Source organism: Neobacillus niacini (genome assembly GCF_031456445.1).
Lineage (GTDB): Bacteria > Bacillota > Bacilli > Bacillales > Cytobacillaceae > Neobacillus > Neobacillus niacini_I.
Genome location: NZ_JAVDUQ010000011.1, coordinates 84289 through 101436 on the forward strand (window position 1 = coordinate 84289; position 17148 = coordinate 101436).

Genomic DNA, 17148 nt, shown 5'->3' on the forward strand with positions numbered 1-17148 from the left:
GCAAGGTTTTTTTGTGCAAAAAAAGAGATTGGTGGGATGCACCAATCAAATTATGGGAAGTTTTTGGATTTTTAGGTTCCAAAACCTTAAATTAAGTTACTCTAATCATAAAATACAGATGTGTAGAACTTAGGGAGAAGTTGTGTGGAAGTTGTGAAGATGAAAATTTATTTATCAGAGCTTATTTGAGTCCAAATCGAAAGCGTTAAGACTATTTTTTTAAATACAGTTGGAATATAATTGTATTAAAGATGTTCACAAATTTGTCAGAAACTTAAGCTTTGGAAGCTAATGGAGGGGAACGTATTGATTCGTGCTGCAGTTGCGGGGGTTCTTGGTTTTATCTTTATGTTTCTAGAATCACTGATTGTCATGTATTTAAAAGGGTACCAAACGATTGAATTCGGAGGAATGACTCCATTTATCAATGTATGGGCGATGAATTTCTTCTTGGTTTTTGCCATTCTGACACAGGTGACAAATTGGTATCAAAATAGAAACGCTATTGGAGAAGGTAATGAAGATAATAGTTTCTAAATTTTAGTTCCTCACTTTGGAAGTTACTCCGAAAGTGAGGTTTTTTTATAGGAAAGTATAAAATTTTTATGACTTTGAGAATTGTCCAGCTCCAGCGCCTAGCCCCTCGAGGGAAAAAATGAACTGCTTTTTTCCTAGGTTGCTTCGGTCCTGCCAATGAAGTCAAAGAACGACTTCACTGTCAGGCCCTCCAGCACTTGTCGGGGCTGACCAAGGCGCTTGCGCTTTTCTTATAATATTTTCCAAAATGTACTTGATTTAACTAATTTGATTAGTTAAAATATAACTAACGATATTAGTTAAAGGGGAATGATCATAATGAGAATGATCAAAAATGGATTTTTATATCAAGTGACGTTTATGGCGAATGTTTTTCCTGTAAATTGTTATTTGGTGGAAGAAGAAGAGGGCTTAATCCTTGTTGATGCTGCACTTGCTTTTAATGCAAAGGGGATTCTTCAAGCTGTGAATAGAATTGGAAAGCCGATTACAAAAATTGTTTTAACCCATGCGCATGAAGACCATGTTGGCGCACTTGATTTGATCAAAGCAGAATTTCCGGAGGTGCCGGTTTATATTTCCGAACGGGACCACAGATTAATGAACGGCGATCGCTCGCTAGATTCACACGAAGACCAAACCCCGATCAAAGGGGGAGTTCCGAAAACTTTACAAACGAGGGCTAATGTATTATTAAAGGATGGGAATCAAGTTGGCTCTTTGACGGCAATAGAAACACCGGGGCACACACCAGGTTCGATGTCTTTTATAGACAACCGAACCAATGCGTTAATCGCCGGTGATGCTTTTCAAACAAGAGGTGGCATCGCGGTCGCTGGGGACATAAAACCTTGGTTTCCCTTTCCTGCTTTTGGTACTTGGAGCAAAGCAACAGCGTTAGCTAGTGCAAAGAAATTAGCGGGGATTCGACCTGCACTGCTTGCAGTCGGACATGGTGAAATGATAGGGAATCCTGTAAATGCAATGGAACAGGCGATTGGAAATTTTGAGAGAAAAGTAAGAAAAGGAGCTTAAGGAAATGTCACCCAGACCGAAAGTAGGACTCGATTTAGTAACTATCCTTGAAGCGGCAGGGGAAATCGCTGACCAACATGGAACAGTTGAAGTCACCTTGGCCAATCTGGCAAAAAAATTAAACATCCGGCCGCCATCGCTATATAACCATTTTGATGGGCTGTCAGGTCTAAGGAAGGAACTTGCCATCTATGGGTTAAATCAGCTTTATGGAGAATTGGCACAGGCAGCGATTGGGGTTTCAGGCGATAAAGCGGTCATTGCATTAAGTAAAGCATATGTTCAGTTTGCGAGGAGACACCGGGGGCTTTACGAGGCAACATTGCTGGCGCCGGATCCAGAGGATGAGGAGGTGCAGCAGGCAGGAGCAAAAATCGTCGAGCTCACCATTCGTGTCCTTCAGGCTTATGAGCTGCATGGAAACCAGGCAATTCATGCAGTAAGAGGCCTGCGCAGCATCCTCCACGGCTTTTCCTCATTAGAGCAAAGGGGCGGATTTAAAATGGAACTGGCTGCAGATGAAAGTCTAATCATCATAATAAGGGCCTTCCTTGCAGGGATGGGGGAGTAACCCTTCGTTTAAGTGTCCATTACACACGGACAAATTCAGCAAAAAGTCCACGAACGGTGACAGGCACTATGTGAATTTTTTACATAGTGCCTGTCACTTTTCCATTGTCCAGCGCAAGCGTCCTAGTCCCTCGAGGTTGCTTCGGGGCTGACCAAGGCGCTTCCGCTTTTCTAATCTGACAAACGTTTATAGAGTCTTGCGGATTTGTAGGAAAAACGGGTATAAACCCAAGCTTGTCTCTCTCGTGATACATATAAATAAAATACAATCTGACTATAGGGATAGATGGAAGGGGGGGACAACAGCGGATTATTAGCCAATGAGGAGGGAGGTGGTCTTATGAAACATTATGAAATATCAACTAGATTGAAAGGGGAAAGACATGTTTCTTCAACCGATGGTATGGATGACCATACTCACTTTTGTTGTTACACTGCTTTTCATTCTTTGGAGACCGAAAGGAATGAACGAAGCCATTCCGGCTAGCATTGGCGCTATTCTTGTATTATTAAGCGGCAGTGTTTCACTCTCTGACCTGGGAATTATCACTGAAACAATCAGCGGTGCCGCCATTACCATTATGGCCACCATTGTTATGGCGATTGTTCTCGAGAGTTTTGGATTTTTCCACTGGGTTGCTGAGAAGCTCGCTTCCAAAGCAAAAGGGTCGGGAATTCGGTTATTCTGGTACGTCAACCTTTTATGTTTTCTCATGACTCTTTTTTTCAACAATGATGGAAGTATTTTAATTACCACCCCCATTCTTGTTATGTTACTCAATAATATGGGGTTGAAAAATCACCAAAAGATTCCTTACCTACTTTCCGGGGGCCTGATTGCGACTGCATCGAGCGCACCGATTGGAGTAAGTAATATTGTGAATCTTATTGCGTTAAAAATCGTCGATATGTCTTTGTATATGCATACCGCGATGATGTTTGTCCCGGCCACACTTGGATTGCTTTTTCTCGTAGGGCTGCTGTTTCTACGATTTTATAAAATCTTGCCAAAGACTGTCCCGACAAAAGTTACCGGGCTGTCATTCCCATCCTACCACCCGCTCAAACCAGGACCACTATATAAAACGGAAAAACAGCGCTCCCGTTTTATGCGAAACGTTCTTTTATTCGTATTTGCTGTCCGAGTCAGCCTGTTTGTCGCATCGTTCCTTTCCATTCCTGTCTCCGTGATGGCGGTATTTGGCTCGCTTGTTCTTTTAGGCTGGAGGTGGATGTATTTAAAAGTTTCACCAATCGATATGCTGAAAAAAACACCGTGGTACATTCTCATTTTCGCTTTTAGTATGTATGTGATCATTTACGGACTTCACAATATTGGCTTGACCGAATGGCTGATTGGATTTATGCGTCCAATTGTGTCTGGAAGTCTGCTTCATGCAAGTGTTGTGATGGGGGTTCTTTTATCGGTCCTCTCCAATATCTTTAATAACCACCCGGCATTAATGGTTGGAACCCTAACTTTAACCAATATGGGGTTGGACACGCTTACTTTGAAAGTTTCCTATCTTGCGAATGTCATTGGTAGTGATATGGGGTCCTTGCTGCTCCCAATGGGAACCTTGGCAACCTTGATGTGGATGCATATTGTTAGAAAAGGAAAAGTCTGCATCACATGGTGGGAGTATGTAAAAATCACAGGTGTCGTTATTCCTCCTGCTGTAATATTCACATTAGTAGTCTTATATTATTGGGTTTCGTGGATTTTTGGAGGAGCACTTCAATCATAATCGTCGAAAGGAAAAAGGAGAATCATAATGAATGATTTTAATGAATTATTAGGAAAAAATATCGAGGTCGAAATTTCCGGAGGCAGTTTCCATTTGGGGGTTCTTGTCGATTCCGGGCTGGATATCATTGTGATCTATGATGGCAGAACTCAATCCTTTCTCTACATTCCTATTGTTCACATTCAGAGATTAAAGGAAATCGTGATCGAGGAATATTATTTTGAAAGCCCTCCTTCAGAAAAACCAATTGAAATGGACATCCAATCTATCTCTTTTCGGAAAATATTAAACAATGCGAAAGGCCGGTTTGTCCAGGTTTATGTGACAGGAAACAAATCCATCCATGGATATTTAACCAGCATTTTAAATGACTATTTTGTTTTCCATTCGCCCGCTTATAAGACGATGTTTATTTCGATGCATCATGTAAAGTGGCTAATCCCGTATCCAGAAAATGCAACACCTTATAATTTAAGTAAAGAAAATATTCCCCTAATACCTGCATCGGCTCCATTAGCGAGGACCTTTGAAGAACAGTTGAAAAAATTAGAAAACCAAATGGTCATTTTAGACGGCGGTGACCATCCGGAAAAAATCGGGCTGTTGCAAAGAGTTCGAAATAACAAATTGATGATTATTACAGCAGAAAGAGAAACGGTGTATCGGAACTTAGAGCATATCAAAACCATTCAATTACCGTAAAGAAATGGAAAGGAGACTAAGAACCTGTGCTTATTAAGGCGGAAAAAGGCAAAAAATAATCCATCTTCTGTTGGACAGGCAAGATGGATAAATGAATTCCGTTTTTAAAATCCGTCCGTGGCATATGGGTGCCACGGACTTTCACCATTTATTTACTATTAAGATATGTTGTTTGCAATCACATTGTTCCCACTGTCTCATTCTTTGCTTATTTTGGAAATAGGAAGGAAAGATAAGCTTTGTTATAATAGGGATAACATTACAGATAAAAGGTGATTAGTTTGCGAAGTATTGAAAAATTGGGTTTGTTAGTCGATGTTGAAACAACTGGATTAGGACCTGCTACTGATGAAGTAATTGAACTTGCCTTAAAATTATTTTCTTATCGGGATGATACTGGAGAGATTTTGGATGTTCTTGAGGAAGATTCTTTTCTGAGAGAGCCATTATCCAGTACTGCCAGGAATAACTATGAAAGAGCGTTTAGGGTACATGGCATTCCCTACGAAACCGTAAGGGGGAAAAGCTTTTATGATGTAAAAATTAAAACCTATTTTCACCGCGCGGATTCCATATTTGCCCATAATGCCTCATTTGACCGCAGCTTTTTGGTTCATATGTACCCAGAGGTGAACGACTCGAAATGGTATTGCACGATGCGAAATATTCCTTGGAAAAACTATGGGTTCGCAAATGGAAAGCTTTTAACCCTTTTACAATCACATAATATCACCAATTACCAAACGCATAGAGCAATGGATGATATTACATACTTAATGGAGTTGCTCAAGAAAATAAGTCCAAATGGGAATCTCTATTTACAGGAAGTTCTTGAATACGGACCGATGCGGAAATATCAGCCGGCAGCTGTCAAGAGGAAAATGGGGTAAGCGAGTTAGATATTTTGAAAAACAAGAAAGTCCCCTTTTTGGAAGGGGACTTTCTTGTTTTTTATGTATCACTAGATGCGATTTTTTTAATGTTGTTTGCCTTCGGTGAAAATTTGGAAGTGTACACCGAATTTGTCAATTACATTGCCATATGCAGGGCTGAAAAAGGTTTCTTGCAGCGGCATGGTCACTTGGCCGTTGTCCGATAAAGCATCAAAGAATTTTCTTGCTTGTTCTGCGTCATCGGTTGAGATACAGATTGTAACCTGTGATCCACTTTGATGCGGCTGACCAGGAAACGTATCAGAAAACATCAGTTCCGTTTCACCCACTTTTATCGTGGCATGTGAAATACGATCCTTTGCATCAGCTGGAAGAGGAAAGTCCGGATTTTCCGGCATTTCACCAAAAGATTGAGAAAAAAGGACTTGGGCATCCAATGCTTTTTGGTAAAATTGGATTGCTTCTTTTGCATTTCCATCCATCACTAAATAAGGAATTAAACGTACTGTCATAAATCAATCATCTCCCGGTTCATTCATATTTTTTATTTTGCTATGGGTAAAGATTAAACCCTAGTTCATCAATTTTTACAAAAACCAATGAAGAAACACAAATCCTATTATTACCCATAAATAAATTATATAACCAAGAACGTATGTTTGCAATGTGAAAATTAAAAAATAACAAATTTAGGTGGGAATGGGTGTATCCGCCAAGGTGGACAAATTTGGTCATTTGTCCACGGACGGTGACAGGCATATTTATTTTAGAGCTGTGAGGTATCTTTCTGTTACGATTTTTTTGTGGTGGATGGCGTGACCGGCGATGATGTAGGCAATGGCACGGGTGGTGATGGGCATTTTGTTGGCAAATCCTTTATTTTCCCACACGGTTTCCTGCATGTTTTGAATCAAACTGATGGTGGCATTCCTTGTTGCAATGAAATCATCAAGAATATTTTTCAATGGCAGCCGTTCAATTTGTGCGCCTTTAATATAATCATTTTCATTAAATCCGGCTAAAGTGGTCTCGTCACCACGGCCCACCCGCAGCAAGCGGTAGCTCATAATTCTCTCCGTATCTGTTACATGGCAAAGCACTTCTTTTATGCTCCATTTATTCTCGTCATACCGAAAATAACTATCTTCCTCGGAAATTCCTTCGAAAAGCGTAATCGTTTCTTGGAGATCCTCTTTTAGCACCTGTAGGAGGTCACCCTCAGGAACTAATTGAATATAAGGTTGATAATAAGCTGGAAATTCATTTTCATTTGGTCGCTGCAACATTTTCAAACTCTCCCTTCCCATTCGTTTAATAAATCAATCCTAACACTATCCTACCACATTTTTCATGCTGACTAAATTGCAAACCCTGTACTCTACCATATTTAAATAAAATCCATTAACCAATTAAAAAATCAATCTATAAATGTTACAATTAGGTGAATTTATTAATATTTCTAAGGTGATAATAGTGTTATATGTTTTTATTTTTATCCTTCTGTGCGCGGGTCTCATTGCGTTTTTTCTTTTGAAAAAAATATATGTTGCTACTTCGACAATGGCTGCTGTTATGTCGTTGGGAATTATCACACAGGGGGTCCTTTCTAATTTTTTCGGAATCCATTCCCTTGAAAAAATTCTCAGTGTCATCAATTTCGCCTTATGGGGCTCTTTTTCCTTTTCGATCCTCATGGCTTTTTTAAGCAAAAAATTTAGAGAAATCCATTATTCCAATCCAATCAATCGATTCGGAATCGGGACATGGGTGGCAGGAACTTCGATTTGTGCAATTTTAATTGCGAAACAGTTTAGCGACTGGGCGCTGATTGCAAAAATGATTTCCTATTTAAATTTTGGCTTGTGGTTTATTTATGTTCTCATTTGCATTCAAGCATTTTTCGAATTAAACACCAAACAGCTCAACAAAAATGTTCACGGTATCCTACTTTTAACCACTGTCAGTACACAATCCTTAGTGCTTGTCATAAGTGCTGTATACAAAAAGGTACCCAACGCCGTGGATCATTTCTTACTCACGCTCGGGGTGTGCTTCTATTTAATCAGTGCGTTTATCATCATGAAGCGCTATCTTAGTAATTCATCCTCGTGGTCCGTTGAAAAGGATTGGAATAACACCAACTGTATTCTTCATGGTGCCTTGTCCATCACAGGGCTGGCTTGTATTCGTTCCCAAGCAGTAAATGAACAGGTAATCATCGTATTATGGGTATGTGCGGCTACTATTTTTGTATTGGTTGAATCGATAGAAGTCTATCGAATGTATAAGCGAATGAAATCTTACGGCTTAAAAAAGGCAATCTTAATTTACGATTTAAGTCAGTGGAGCAGGGTTTTTACGTTTGGTATGTTTTTTACTTTTACATACATGCTTGCACCCGGCATATCCGCATTATCCGCCATTCAAAAAATAATTATAACGATTGGAATTTGGGCAGTTCCATGCCTGCTCATTTTGGAAGTATGCCTTTGTGCCAATCACTTCCTCCAAGTGAATCGAAACTATTCTAAACAATATCAAAAAAACAGCGAGTTAAATGCGTAGCATAAAGAAAGAGCTGAAACCTTTAATAGAAAGGTGTAGCTCTTTTTTCCTTTTGCATCGTGAGATTTTATGGACAATGAACGGTGAATGACTTTCCAATGACGATGTTCCCTGCTAAAATCATAGACATGCAACATAAATTTTCTGAATATTATAAAACTATAAGGAGAGGAGGACACATGGAACCTATTATTCGTTTAGATTCAGTTTCATTTTCCTATAAAATTAATGAAAAAACATCCGTATCTGTACTCAAAGATGTCTCCTTTTCCATCTTCCCTGGAGAATATGTGGCGATTATTGGCCACAATGGTTCGGGTAAATCTACATTATCGAAGCATCTTAACGGGATTCTAACTCCTGAAAACGGGGAGGTCTGGGTTCACGGTCATAACACGAAGGATAGCAAAAAGAAACGGGATATACGTAAAGCAGTTGGTATGGTCTTTCAGCATCCGGATAACCAAATTGTTGCGACCATTGTCGAGGAAGATGTAGCATTTGGGCTCGAAAATATCGGAGTGCCTAGGGATGAAATGAAGAGAAGGATAGATGAGGCCTTAAACATTGTTAAAATGTCAGAGTTTCGCCACCGCCCGCCCCATCATTTATCAGGCGGGCAGAAGCAAAGAGTGGCAATTGCCGGTGTCCTTGCAATGCAGCCGGATTGTATTGTTTTTGATGAATCGACAAGTATGCTGGACAGTTTTGGAAGGAAAGAAGTCCTTCAAGTAATGAGGAAAATGAATGAGGTGGGAATGACGATTATTACCGTTACCCACCGCATGTCAGAAGCGGCAGAAGCCAGCCGGATCATTGTCGTCGAAGATGGAAAAATCGTCATGGACGGAGCTCCGCGTGATATTTTTAAGCATAAGCAGGAATTAGCGGAGCTGCAATTAGACGTGCCTTCCGTCAGCCAAATGGCTGAAATCATTCATGGTCAATATCCTGATTTTTCAAAGGAGTTAATTCATGATGATGAACTGATTGAGGAAGTGAAAAAGTTCACCGGAGAGGAGGTGATATAATGCCTGGCAAACCAATTATTGAAATAGAAAATTTGTCACATACCTATCTAAAAGGAACCCCGATGGAGCATGTTGCCTTAAAAGGAGCCAACCTGTATGTCGAGGAAGGGGAATGTATTGCCATTATTGGTCATACTGGGTCTGGAAAGTCGACATTAATCCAGCACTTTAATGGACTGATGCGACCGGAATCCGGAAAAGTCATCATTGATGGGGAAGATCTCTCGAAGAAAAAGGTCGATTTGAAAACATTGAGACGGAAAGTAGGACTTGTTTTTCAAAACCCGGAGGATCAAATTTTTGAAAAAATCATTGGAGATGATATTGCTTATGGACCGTTCAAATTAGGTCTTCCTTTAAAGGAGGTAAGGGAACGCGTTAAATGGGCGATGTCCGTTGTTGGTTTGGATTTCGATGAAATGAAGGACAGACAGACCTTTGCCTTAAGCGGTGGACAGAAACGGAAGGTGGTTTAGCCGGAATCCTTGCATTAAAACCAAAGACTTCGGTACTGGCGGCTGGTGGAGGATCATTCAAAGGACGAAAGAAATGTTTCCAATTATTATTCCGTTATTTAATATTGCCTTGTCTAGAGCGGAGGACTTAATTCTTGCAATGGAGTCCCGCTGTTATACGCCGGGGGGCGAAAGAAGTACCTTCTCTGTGTATAAAGCATTAGCAAAGGATTACCTTGTTTTATTTATTGGACTTTTATTCGCATTTTTATTACTTTTTTACCCGTTTCCATTTTAAATTAGAAAAGAGGAAGCGACCGTTTTTTGGTCGCTGGAGCTAGACAATTCTCAAAGGTCGGAAATTTTTCTGCTTTTTAAAAAAACAAAAAGGGGGAAGTTTGAATGAAAAGGTCTTTGACGGTTCGTGATATTGTCATTGCGGGTGTGCTTGGTGCGGTGGCCATTCTTTTAGGGGTAACACGTCTGGGCTATATTCCTGTCCCAACTGCGGCGGGGAATGCGACCATCATGCATATTCCGGCAATTATTGGCGGAATTATGCAGGGACCGGTTGTCGGTCTGATTGTGGGTGCCATTTTTGGGATTTCATCTTTCCTAAATGCAACTGTGCCGCTTTTTAAAGATCCGTTAGTGGCGATATTGCCTCGTCTCTTTATCGGGGTAGTGGCTTGGCTCGTGTATGTGGGTCTCCGCCGCAAAAGTGAATACTTTGCTGTTGGCGCTGCTGCATTTATCGGAACCCTAACCAATACGGTTCTTGTCTTAACAATGGCTGTCATTCGCCATTATTTAACGGCCGGAGTAGCCTGGACGGTCGGGTTAACCAACGGAATTCCGGAAGCGATTGTCGGGACGATTGTAACATTAGCGGTTGTTTTAGCGTGGAAGCAAATTGGTAAAGGCAAAAAATCGAAGATCTCTGAGGATGAGTAATGTATACATGATCTTATCATCGGTGTACAAGAAGTTCACTAGAGGTATTTTCAGAAGGAAATATTGCGTACATGGATTAATGTAAAAGTAGAATTGCCCGGGCGCCCGTTTTGCTGTCGGGTGCCTTTCTGTCTAAAGGGAGGAGCTGAAATCTATATGTTTAAGCGAATGGAAGGGTGATTCGCAAATAAAGCTGCTGGATATGCAAATAAGCTTCTTAGATTCGCAAATAAAACGTGCCGATTTGCAAATAAACTTGGGTTTTCCGCAAATAAAGGACTAGATTTAGACAAAAAGGGAGCTCCGATTTCAGATATCAACCCGTTTTTAAGGGATATCAACACAAAAAAGTGAGATATCAACACAAAATTAAAGGATATCGACACAAAAAAGCGAGATATCAACACAAATTTCCAATATATCAACAAATCCACAATAAACATAAAAAGCATCCCACTAGTTAAAATAAAAAAGAACCAGAAACCTGGTTCTCATTATCTTCTCGTTTTCACCTTCACTACGGTGGCACTGCTTACATTTCCCGAAGTATCCTTGGAGGTCACATAGAGGGTTGTGCCGGCTTTTTGTCTAGAAATTGCTGCTCTGAACTTTCCTTTTGAGTCTGCCTTTGCATACTTCAGTACTTTTGTACGTGTTTTAATCGTAATCGTGGCTTTGGCCTCGGTTGTCCCTGTTACCACTGTATCTCGATGCGTAACAGGATTGACCTTTGGTTTAGAAGGGGCAATTTTATCTTTTACTATTAAATTAAAGGATTTGCTTGTATTGCCTGCTGTATCTTTAGCAGAAATAGAAAGTTTTGTTCCCGCTTTTTGTTTTGGAATTGTTACTTTAAATTTACCCTTTGTGTCAGCGGCACCTTTCCTAATCACTTTAGACCCGGCTTTTACATAAATGGTCGCTTTTGCTTCAGCTGTTCCGGAAACGGATGAATCCTTGTTGGAAACAACCCCAACCTTTGGAGTTAAGACAATCTTGCTAACGGTAACTTTACTAATAGCAGAAGCCTTTTGTGCGTTTGAAACAATAATCCCGAATGTATAAACACCATTTGGAACCTTTGAAACGTCAAATGCCGCATGCTGATTACCCGCTTTTTGCTTAACCGTTTTTACTGGATAGGAAAGGACTTTTCCTGCAGCATTTTTTACATAAACAGTTGTAGTAACATTTTCAAAAACGGTATAGTTAACCGTTATTTGCTTTGTTTTTGGATTGTAACTAGAGATTACATTTGCAATACTCGGTGGTTTCGCAGTATTCTCTGGAATACCAACTGTTTGTGGCGGTTGCTCAGGAACATTGCCATCGCTTGAACCCGTAGGAGCAGGATTCTCATTCACTGCAGCGATTGCACCAGTATTGTTAGAAGTACCTGTATTCACTACTGGTACAAAATCAGCATTTGTTAAAGTTGTTCCGGGATAATAAAAACTTAAAATATCTCGATAACTCAGTCCTTGGTCAGCCATCGCTTTCGCGCCCCACTGGCTCATTCCAACGCCATGACCATTCCCAAGCCCTGAAACGGCATATGCTATACTATTTTCCTTGTAGCTTGTGACTAAATAACTTTTCATCACATTAATGCCAATCATGACACGAATTCTTGCTGCTTTTACATCAGTAAATTCAAGCGTGTTTGTTTTAATTTGTTTCTGTTCATCAAGCACAAATGCACCGGTGGTTTTATCTTTTAAATAGAACTTGAGTATAATCGTTCCATACCTTACCCGCCCCCCGGAAGTCAATTTGTCAGAGAAAGAAAGTGCCGGGATGGAGGTAATTTTAATTTCTTTGTCTGCATAGCCATTTTGCGCCATCCAATTTTTCATACTCGTAACGAGCGAGGAATCAATTTCTTTTACAGAAGTCCACCAGGTTTGCGGATTGGTTAAATCTAACGAGGTGGTGTCAATTTGTGTTTTATTTAAAGTAAAACTCCAAGGTACTTTTTTATCGTATGGATCTTGCTTTATAGGGTAAAACCCGAGCGGAGTACCTCCCCAAACACTTGCATTAGACTCTGTCATTCCCCCATTGCTTGCGGAATAAAAAGCGTCAATCAACCTGCCATTATCCGTTAAAGTTTGCGAGATTGTTTCTTCTACAGCAGCTGTACTATTTGGATTCCAAGAATATCCGCCGTATGCTTGAAAGCTGACGGTATCATCAAAACCGGATAATGATTTGTAACGGTCTGCATAGGTTCTAGCAGCAACGGCCTGGGCCTTTAATGCTTCCTTGTTCCAAGACGCCATCATTTCAAAAGGAACAACCCCTTTTAAGTAGTCTTCTAATGGAAGGGTGTTAAGGGGGCGGACATAAGTATTGTTTTCTAAAGTAAAATTCATTGTCCCGAGGTACGGGCGATTATTGATGGAGATTACATTGGGTGGTCCATACTCTTTCGGAACGGCAGTAAAACTAGTAAACTTTGAAATCAATGTACTATTTTCATATAAAGAAAGTGAACGGTTTTCTACTTGCACTGTATACGTTTTTCCTTCTACTAGTGAAACATCCGTGTCGGGAATATCGTATTCATCTTTAACAGTAATCGTCAGTTTCTTCTGATTTCCAATGTAATTTTTCAGCTTAACCGTCAACAATTTAACTTCCTGAGCCCTTGCTACATTTATAAAATTAAGTGAAGAGAGCAATAGCAGCAGGACTAGAAAGGCAGAACAAATCTTCTTCATATTTTCCCCCTGATGTATATTTATAATCTATTACGATAGTGTAACATATTTGTAATATAACTATATTAATTTATTAAAATGGTCACAATGCTAGTTTTTTCCCTTGAATGGATACTTCACCAAATTAAAGAGCTGCAAAAGTCGATGACTAATTTTCAAAAAATAGGTATGCTATATTGACGAATATAGGAGGGATTCAAATTGGAAAATAATCAATGGTGGAAAAAGAATGTGGTTTATCAAATTTATCCGCGAAGTTTTCATGATGCCAATCAGGATGGGATTGGTGATCTTCAAGGGATTATTGAAAAATTGGATTATTTGAAGCTTTTAGGTGTGGACGTTCTTTGGTTAAGTCCTGTTTATGACTCACCTAATGATGATAACGGGTACGATATCCGCAACTACCAGGAAATCATGCAGGAGTTCGGAACGATGGAAGATTTCAATCAATTACTGGAACAGGTTCATCAACGCGGGATGAAGCTTGTGATGGACTTGGTCGTGAATCATACCTCTGATGAACATCAATGGTTTGTGGAGTCAAAAAAATCGAAGGAAAGCCCCTATCGGGATTATTATTTTTGGCGTGAAGGGAAAGAAGGAAGAGAACCGAATAATTGGGGATCTGTTTTTGGCGGGTCCGCGTGGCAATATGATGAAACTACTGATGAATATTATTTACATATTTTTTCAAAAAAACAGCCCGACCTCAACTGGGAAAATCCAAAGCTACGACAAGAAGTATATCAAATAATGAAGTTTTGGCTGGATAAGGGGATTGATGGTTTCCGTATGGATGTCATTAATTTCATTTCAAAGCAGCCCGGAATGCCGGACGGCGAAGTTCACGATGGTCAAACATATGGGGATGGCAGCCGTTATTTCATGAATGGTTCTAGAATCCATGAATTTTTACAGGAAATGAATGAAAAGGTGTTAACAGATTATTCGGTCATGACAGTGGGCGAAATGCCAGGTGCCTCACCGGAGAATGCTGCTCTATATACGGACCCGAACCGAAATGAGCTAAACATGATTTTTACGTTTGAACACATGGATTTGGATAGTGCTCCAGGAGGGAAGTGGAATTTAAAGCCGGTTAATCTTGTGGATTTGAAGGAAAACTTGGCAAAATGGCAGACGGCCTTACACAATAAAGGCTGGAACAGCCTATATTGGAATAACCATGACCAGCCGCGCATTGTTTCCCGCTTTGGTAATGATCAGAAACACCGAGTAGAATCGGCCAAAATGCTGGCAGCCTGCCTCCATTTCATGCAGGGGACTCCTTATATTTACCAGGGTGAAGAGATTGGTATGACCAATGTTAAATTTGAGTCGCTGGATGATTATCGTGATATTGAGACCCTTAATATGTATCAGGAACGAAAAGCATTAGGGTATACACATAATGGGATCATGCAATCGATTTATGCCAAAGGAAGGGATAATGCCAGAACTCCAGTGCAATGGGATGATTCCGAACATGGCGGTTTTACGAGCGGTACTCCGTGGATTAAAGTGAATCCAAGATACAAAGAGATTAATGTAAAGGCCGCTCTGGAGGACCCGAATTCAATTTTTTATTTTTATCAAAAATTAATTGCTATGCGTAAAGAAATGGAAATTATGGTTGAGGGAGATTTTCAGTTGCTTTTAAAGGATCATCCGGTGATATTTGCTTATGAGCGCAGCTGGAAGGATGAAAGCCTGCTTGTGTTTTGTAATTTTGGTGATAAAACGATAGCGATTGAGGATGAAGGGCTGCTTAGCCGTTTTCCAGAGTATGAAACCGTTCTTTCTAACTATAAAAATGGGGATCCGAAAGAGCTGAGACCATACGAGGCGATTGTATTAAAAAGATAGCAGGATTTAAGGTTAGTGGTCAAAATAAAGGACATTTCTGGTCACACCAACCCGAGAAATGTCCTAAAAAACTTTCAAGCTTTAAAATTCCAATATCATATTACCGTTTCCAGGCAGAACAACACTAAATTCGTCCCCAGATACAACCACATTTTCGTTTTCCCAAAGATTTCTAACCGTTTTTCCGTACAACTCAAAAGGAACTACATATTCCGTCTCTTCCGTACTCGTATTTAAAATCACCAAAATGGTTCGATCTCCATTGGATTTTGTATAGGCCAAACATTGATTGTTATCAGTGGGAGGAATGAAAGATAATTGCCCCTCATTTGCTAGTAATGGATTTTCACGGCGCACCCTAATCAATTTTTGTATATGAGCAAAAAGCTCATGATTTTGCCCAGCTGTATCCCACTCCATACATTTACGGCAGCCAGGATCCATCACTCCCGTCATGCCTATTTCATCGCCGTAGTAGATACATGGTGTACCGATAAAGGTCAATAAAAGAGTAAAGACCTGTTTAACTCGTTCAATATCTTCTCCGCATTCCGTTAAAATTCTTGGTGTATCATGACTTCCAACTAAATTAAAAGCCACCTCATTGACGATACGAGGATACATATGAATGACACCCGTCATATTTTCCACAAACTCTTTTGCTGAAATCTTTTGCTTGGCAAATAGGTTCAGGATATTGGTGGTAAAAGGATAGTTCATCACTGCATCAAACTGCTCACCGCGCAGCCAGGCAATAGCATCATGCCAAATTTCACCGAGAATATACAAATCGGGCTTAATGGCTTTTACTTCCCGGCGAAAATCACGCCAAAATGCATGATCCACTTCATTCGCTACATCTAAACGCCAGCCGTCAATATCAAACTCTCTTACCCAGTAACGGCCAACCTCCAGCAAATATTCCTTTACTTCCGGGTTTTCTGTATTTAACTTTGGCATAAACGGAGTAAAGGCAAACGTATCATAATTCGGCTCCGGTTCCGTCATCAGTGGAAACTCCCGGATATAAAACCAATCTTTATAACGGGATTTTTCTCCATTTTTTAAAACATCCTGAAACTGTGGGAAGTAAAATCCACTATGATTGAACACGGCATCAAGCATGACCTTTATACCTTTTAAATGACAAACCTCGATTAATTTTTTAAAGGTTTTCTTCGTGCCAAATTGCGGGTCAATCTCCATATAGTCAATGGTATCGTATTTGTGGTTGGAATAGGCTTTAAAGATAGGGGTAAAGTAAATACCGCTAATCCCTAAATCCTTTAAATAATCAATATGTTGAATTACTCCTTCTAAATCCCCGCCGAAAAAATTGATAGGTGAGGGTTCAACGCTTCCCCAAGGCAGGGTTCCCTTTGGATTATTGGCAGGGTTCCCGTTCGCAAACCGCTCCGGGAAAATCTGATACCAAACCGTATTTTTTACCCAAGCAGGGGCTCGGAAAATATCAATGTTATTCAAAAAAGGAAAGCTAAAATAATAGGCGGTATCATCCAATGGTGGTTCCGAATAAAATCCTTTTTCAGTAAAGCAAGTTGACTCGGATCCATCCGTTAAGATAAAACCGTAACGCAGTCTCTTGTATGGGGGAGTGACCGCAATAAACCAGTAATCAAACAATTGGTCAGAACCGGTTTTTTTCATCGGTGCAGTTGTCGGCTGCCACTTACTGTCAGCCCAATAGTATGGGTCACCATGAAGGAGTAATACTTCTTTTACATCGTTTTTTTTCGTCCGAAGTTGAATGTGTAAATCCCCATTTGTGCAAGCGTATGCATAATTATCTTTTGGCCGGTGGAAAATCGCTTCTTTTAACAATACGAATCAACTCTTTCGTTTTAGTATTATATACGGTTTATTTTACTAGAAAATAACTATTTTTAGTAGAATTTAGTTTTACCATTTATCAAAAAATATTAAAAATATTTTCAAAAAAGTAGTTGTAAAATTTAGTAATCCACTTATAATGAAAGTAGGTTGTGCAACCGTTTTCCTAAAATGGAAGCGCTATAGTATTTTGGTGAAAATAAAAGCACACCACA

Annotated in this window: 16 protein-coding genes; 12 read left to right on the top strand and 4 right to left on the bottom strand. The window is 40.0% G+C overall.

What is annotated here, in order from left to right; genetic code table 11:
- Positions 1-306: 306 nt before the first annotated feature.
- From J2Y67_RS11760 to J2Y67_RS11785, 6 genes are all read left to right on the top strand, one after another.
- Positions 307-537, top strand: coding sequence for a hypothetical protein (locus J2Y67_RS11760; RefSeq protein ID WP_310174178.1), 231 nt, complete (start codon positions 307-309; stop codon positions 535-537).
- A 318-nt stretch (positions 538-855) separates the two neighbouring features.
- A complete protein-coding gene (locus J2Y67_RS11765; protein WP_310174180.1) occupies positions 856-1572 on the top strand; it encodes an MBL fold metallo-hydrolase in 717 nt (238 codons plus the stop codon).
- A gap of 4 nt (positions 1573-1576) precedes the next feature.
- On the top strand, positions 1577-2143 hold the full coding sequence (locus J2Y67_RS11770; protein WP_310174182.1) for a TetR/AcrR family transcriptional regulator: 567 nt from the start codon (positions 1577-1579) through the stop codon (positions 2141-2143).
- A gap of 382 nt (positions 2144-2525) precedes the next feature.
- Positions 2526-3890 (top strand): arsenic transporter, encoded by a 1365-nt coding sequence (locus J2Y67_RS11775; protein ID WP_310174184.1) that lies wholly within the window; start codon positions 2526-2528, stop codon positions 3888-3890.
- Between the two features lie 27 nt (positions 3891-3917).
- Entirely contained in the window at positions 3918-4592 is a 675-nt protein-coding gene (locus J2Y67_RS11780; protein ID WP_310174186.1) for a DUF2642 domain-containing protein, read from the top strand.
- A 272-nt stretch (positions 4593-4864) separates the two neighbouring features.
- The gene (locus J2Y67_RS11785) at positions 4865-5482 is read left to right on the top strand and encodes an exonuclease domain-containing protein (RefSeq protein ID WP_310174188.1); all 618 of its coding nucleotides are present in this window, start codon (positions 4865-4867) and stop codon (positions 5480-5482) included.
- Between the two features lie 86 nt (positions 5483-5568).
- On the opposite strand, the gene J2Y67_RS11790 is transcribed toward J2Y67_RS11785, so the two are convergent.
- The gene (locus J2Y67_RS11790; RefSeq protein ID WP_310174190.1) at positions 5569-5997 is read right to left on the bottom strand and encodes a VOC family protein; all 429 of its coding nucleotides are present in this window, start codon (positions 5995-5997) and stop codon (positions 5569-5571) included.
- A 249-nt stretch (positions 5998-6246) separates the two neighbouring features.
- Positions 6247-6771, bottom strand: coding sequence for a DinB family protein (locus J2Y67_RS11795; RefSeq protein ID WP_310174192.1), 525 nt, complete (start codon positions 6769-6771; stop codon positions 6247-6249).
- A 244-nt stretch (positions 6772-7015) separates the two neighbouring features.
- Between J2Y67_RS11795 and J2Y67_RS11800 the strand changes: the two genes are divergently transcribed.
- The 5 genes from J2Y67_RS11800 (at position 7016) to J2Y67_RS11820 (ending at position 10490) form a co-directional block, all read left to right on the top strand.
- Positions 7016-8050, top strand: a complete 1035-nt coding sequence (locus tag J2Y67_RS11800) for a TDT family transporter (protein WP_310174194.1) — start codon at positions 7016-7018, stop codon at positions 8048-8050.
- Positions 8051-8229: 179 nt separating this feature from the next.
- Positions 8230-9081 carry an energy-coupling factor transporter ATPase gene (locus J2Y67_RS11805; RefSeq protein WP_310174196.1) on the top strand — a complete coding sequence of 284 codons (852 nt, stop codon included), beginning with the start codon at positions 8230-8232 and terminating at the stop codon, positions 9079-9081.
- Complete coding sequence (locus tag J2Y67_RS11810; protein ID WP_310174198.1) at positions 9081-9557, top strand: ATP-binding cassette domain-containing protein; 477 nt, start codon at positions 9081-9083, stop codon at positions 9555-9557. Before J2Y67_RS11805 ends, J2Y67_RS11810 begins: the two co-directional genes overlap by 1 nt.
- A 73-nt stretch (positions 9558-9630) precedes the next feature.
- On the top strand, positions 9631-9834 hold the full coding sequence (locus J2Y67_RS11815) for a hypothetical protein (RefSeq protein ID WP_396954069.1): 204 nt from the start codon (positions 9631-9633) through the stop codon (positions 9832-9834).
- A gap of 104 nt (positions 9835-9938) precedes the next feature.
- A complete protein-coding gene (locus J2Y67_RS11820) occupies positions 9939-10490 on the top strand; it encodes an ECF transporter S component (protein WP_310174200.1) in 552 nt (183 codons plus the stop codon).
- Positions 10491-10984: 494 nt separating this feature from the next.
- On the opposite strand, the gene J2Y67_RS11825 is transcribed toward J2Y67_RS11820, so the two are convergent.
- Complete coding sequence (locus J2Y67_RS11825; protein WP_310174202.1) at positions 10985-13213, bottom strand: SpoIID/LytB domain-containing protein; 2229 nt, start codon at positions 13211-13213, stop codon at positions 10985-10987.
- A gap of 201 nt (positions 13214-13414) precedes the next feature.
- Here J2Y67_RS11825 and J2Y67_RS11830 point away from each other — a divergent pair, with 201 nt between their 5' ends.
- Complete coding sequence (locus tag J2Y67_RS11830; RefSeq protein ID WP_310174204.1) at positions 13415-15082, top strand: glycoside hydrolase family 13 protein; 1668 nt, start codon at positions 13415-13417, stop codon at positions 15080-15082.
- 81 nt (positions 15083-15163) lie between these two features.
- Here J2Y67_RS11830 and J2Y67_RS11835 read toward each other — a convergent pair whose 3' ends face one another.
- The gene (locus tag J2Y67_RS11835) at positions 15164-16924 is read right to left on the bottom strand and encodes an alpha-glycosidase (RefSeq protein ID WP_310174205.1); all 1761 of its coding nucleotides are present in this window, start codon (positions 16922-16924) and stop codon (positions 15164-15166) included.
- Positions 16925-17148 lie beyond the last annotated feature (224 nt).

Bases quoted from the DNA above. Each gene is read 5' to 3' on its own strand.
- J2Y67_RS11770 (WP_310174182.1), top strand. From the start codon at position 1,577: ATGTCACCCAGACCGAAAGTAGGACTCGATTTAGTAACTATCCTTGAA.
- J2Y67_RS11820 (WP_310174200.1), top strand. From the start codon at position 9,939: ATGAAAAGGTCTTTGACGGTTCGTGATATTGTCATTGCGGGTGTGCTT.
- J2Y67_RS11805 (WP_310174196.1), top strand. From the start codon at position 8,230: ATGGAACCTATTATTCGTTTAGATTCAGTTTCATTTTCCTATAAAATT.
- J2Y67_RS11765 (WP_310174180.1), top strand. From the start codon at position 856: ATGAGAATGATCAAAAATGGATTTTTATATCAAGTGACGTTTATGGCG.
- J2Y67_RS11780 (WP_310174186.1), top strand. From the start codon at position 3,918: ATGAATGATTTTAATGAATTATTAGGAAAAAATATCGAGGTCGAAATT.
- J2Y67_RS11815 (WP_396954069.1), top strand. From the start codon at position 9,631: ATGTTTCCAATTATTATTCCGTTATTTAATATTGCCTTGTCTAGAGCG.
- J2Y67_RS11795 (WP_310174192.1), bottom strand. From the start codon at position 6,771: ATGTTGCAGCGACCAAATGAAAATGAATTTCCAGCTTATTATCAACCT.
- J2Y67_RS11775 (WP_310174184.1), top strand. From the start codon at position 2,526: ATGTTTCTTCAACCGATGGTATGGATGACCATACTCACTTTTGTTGTT.
- J2Y67_RS11790 (WP_310174190.1), bottom strand. From the start codon at position 5,997: ATGACAGTACGTTTAATTCCTTATTTAGTGATGGATGGAAATGCAAAA.
- J2Y67_RS11825 (WP_310174202.1), bottom strand. From the start codon at position 13,213: ATGAAGAAGATTTGTTCTGCCTTTCTAGTCCTGCTGCTATTGCTCTCT.
- J2Y67_RS11810 (WP_310174198.1), top strand. From the start codon at position 9,081: ATGCCTGGCAAACCAATTATTGAAATAGAAAATTTGTCACATACCTAT.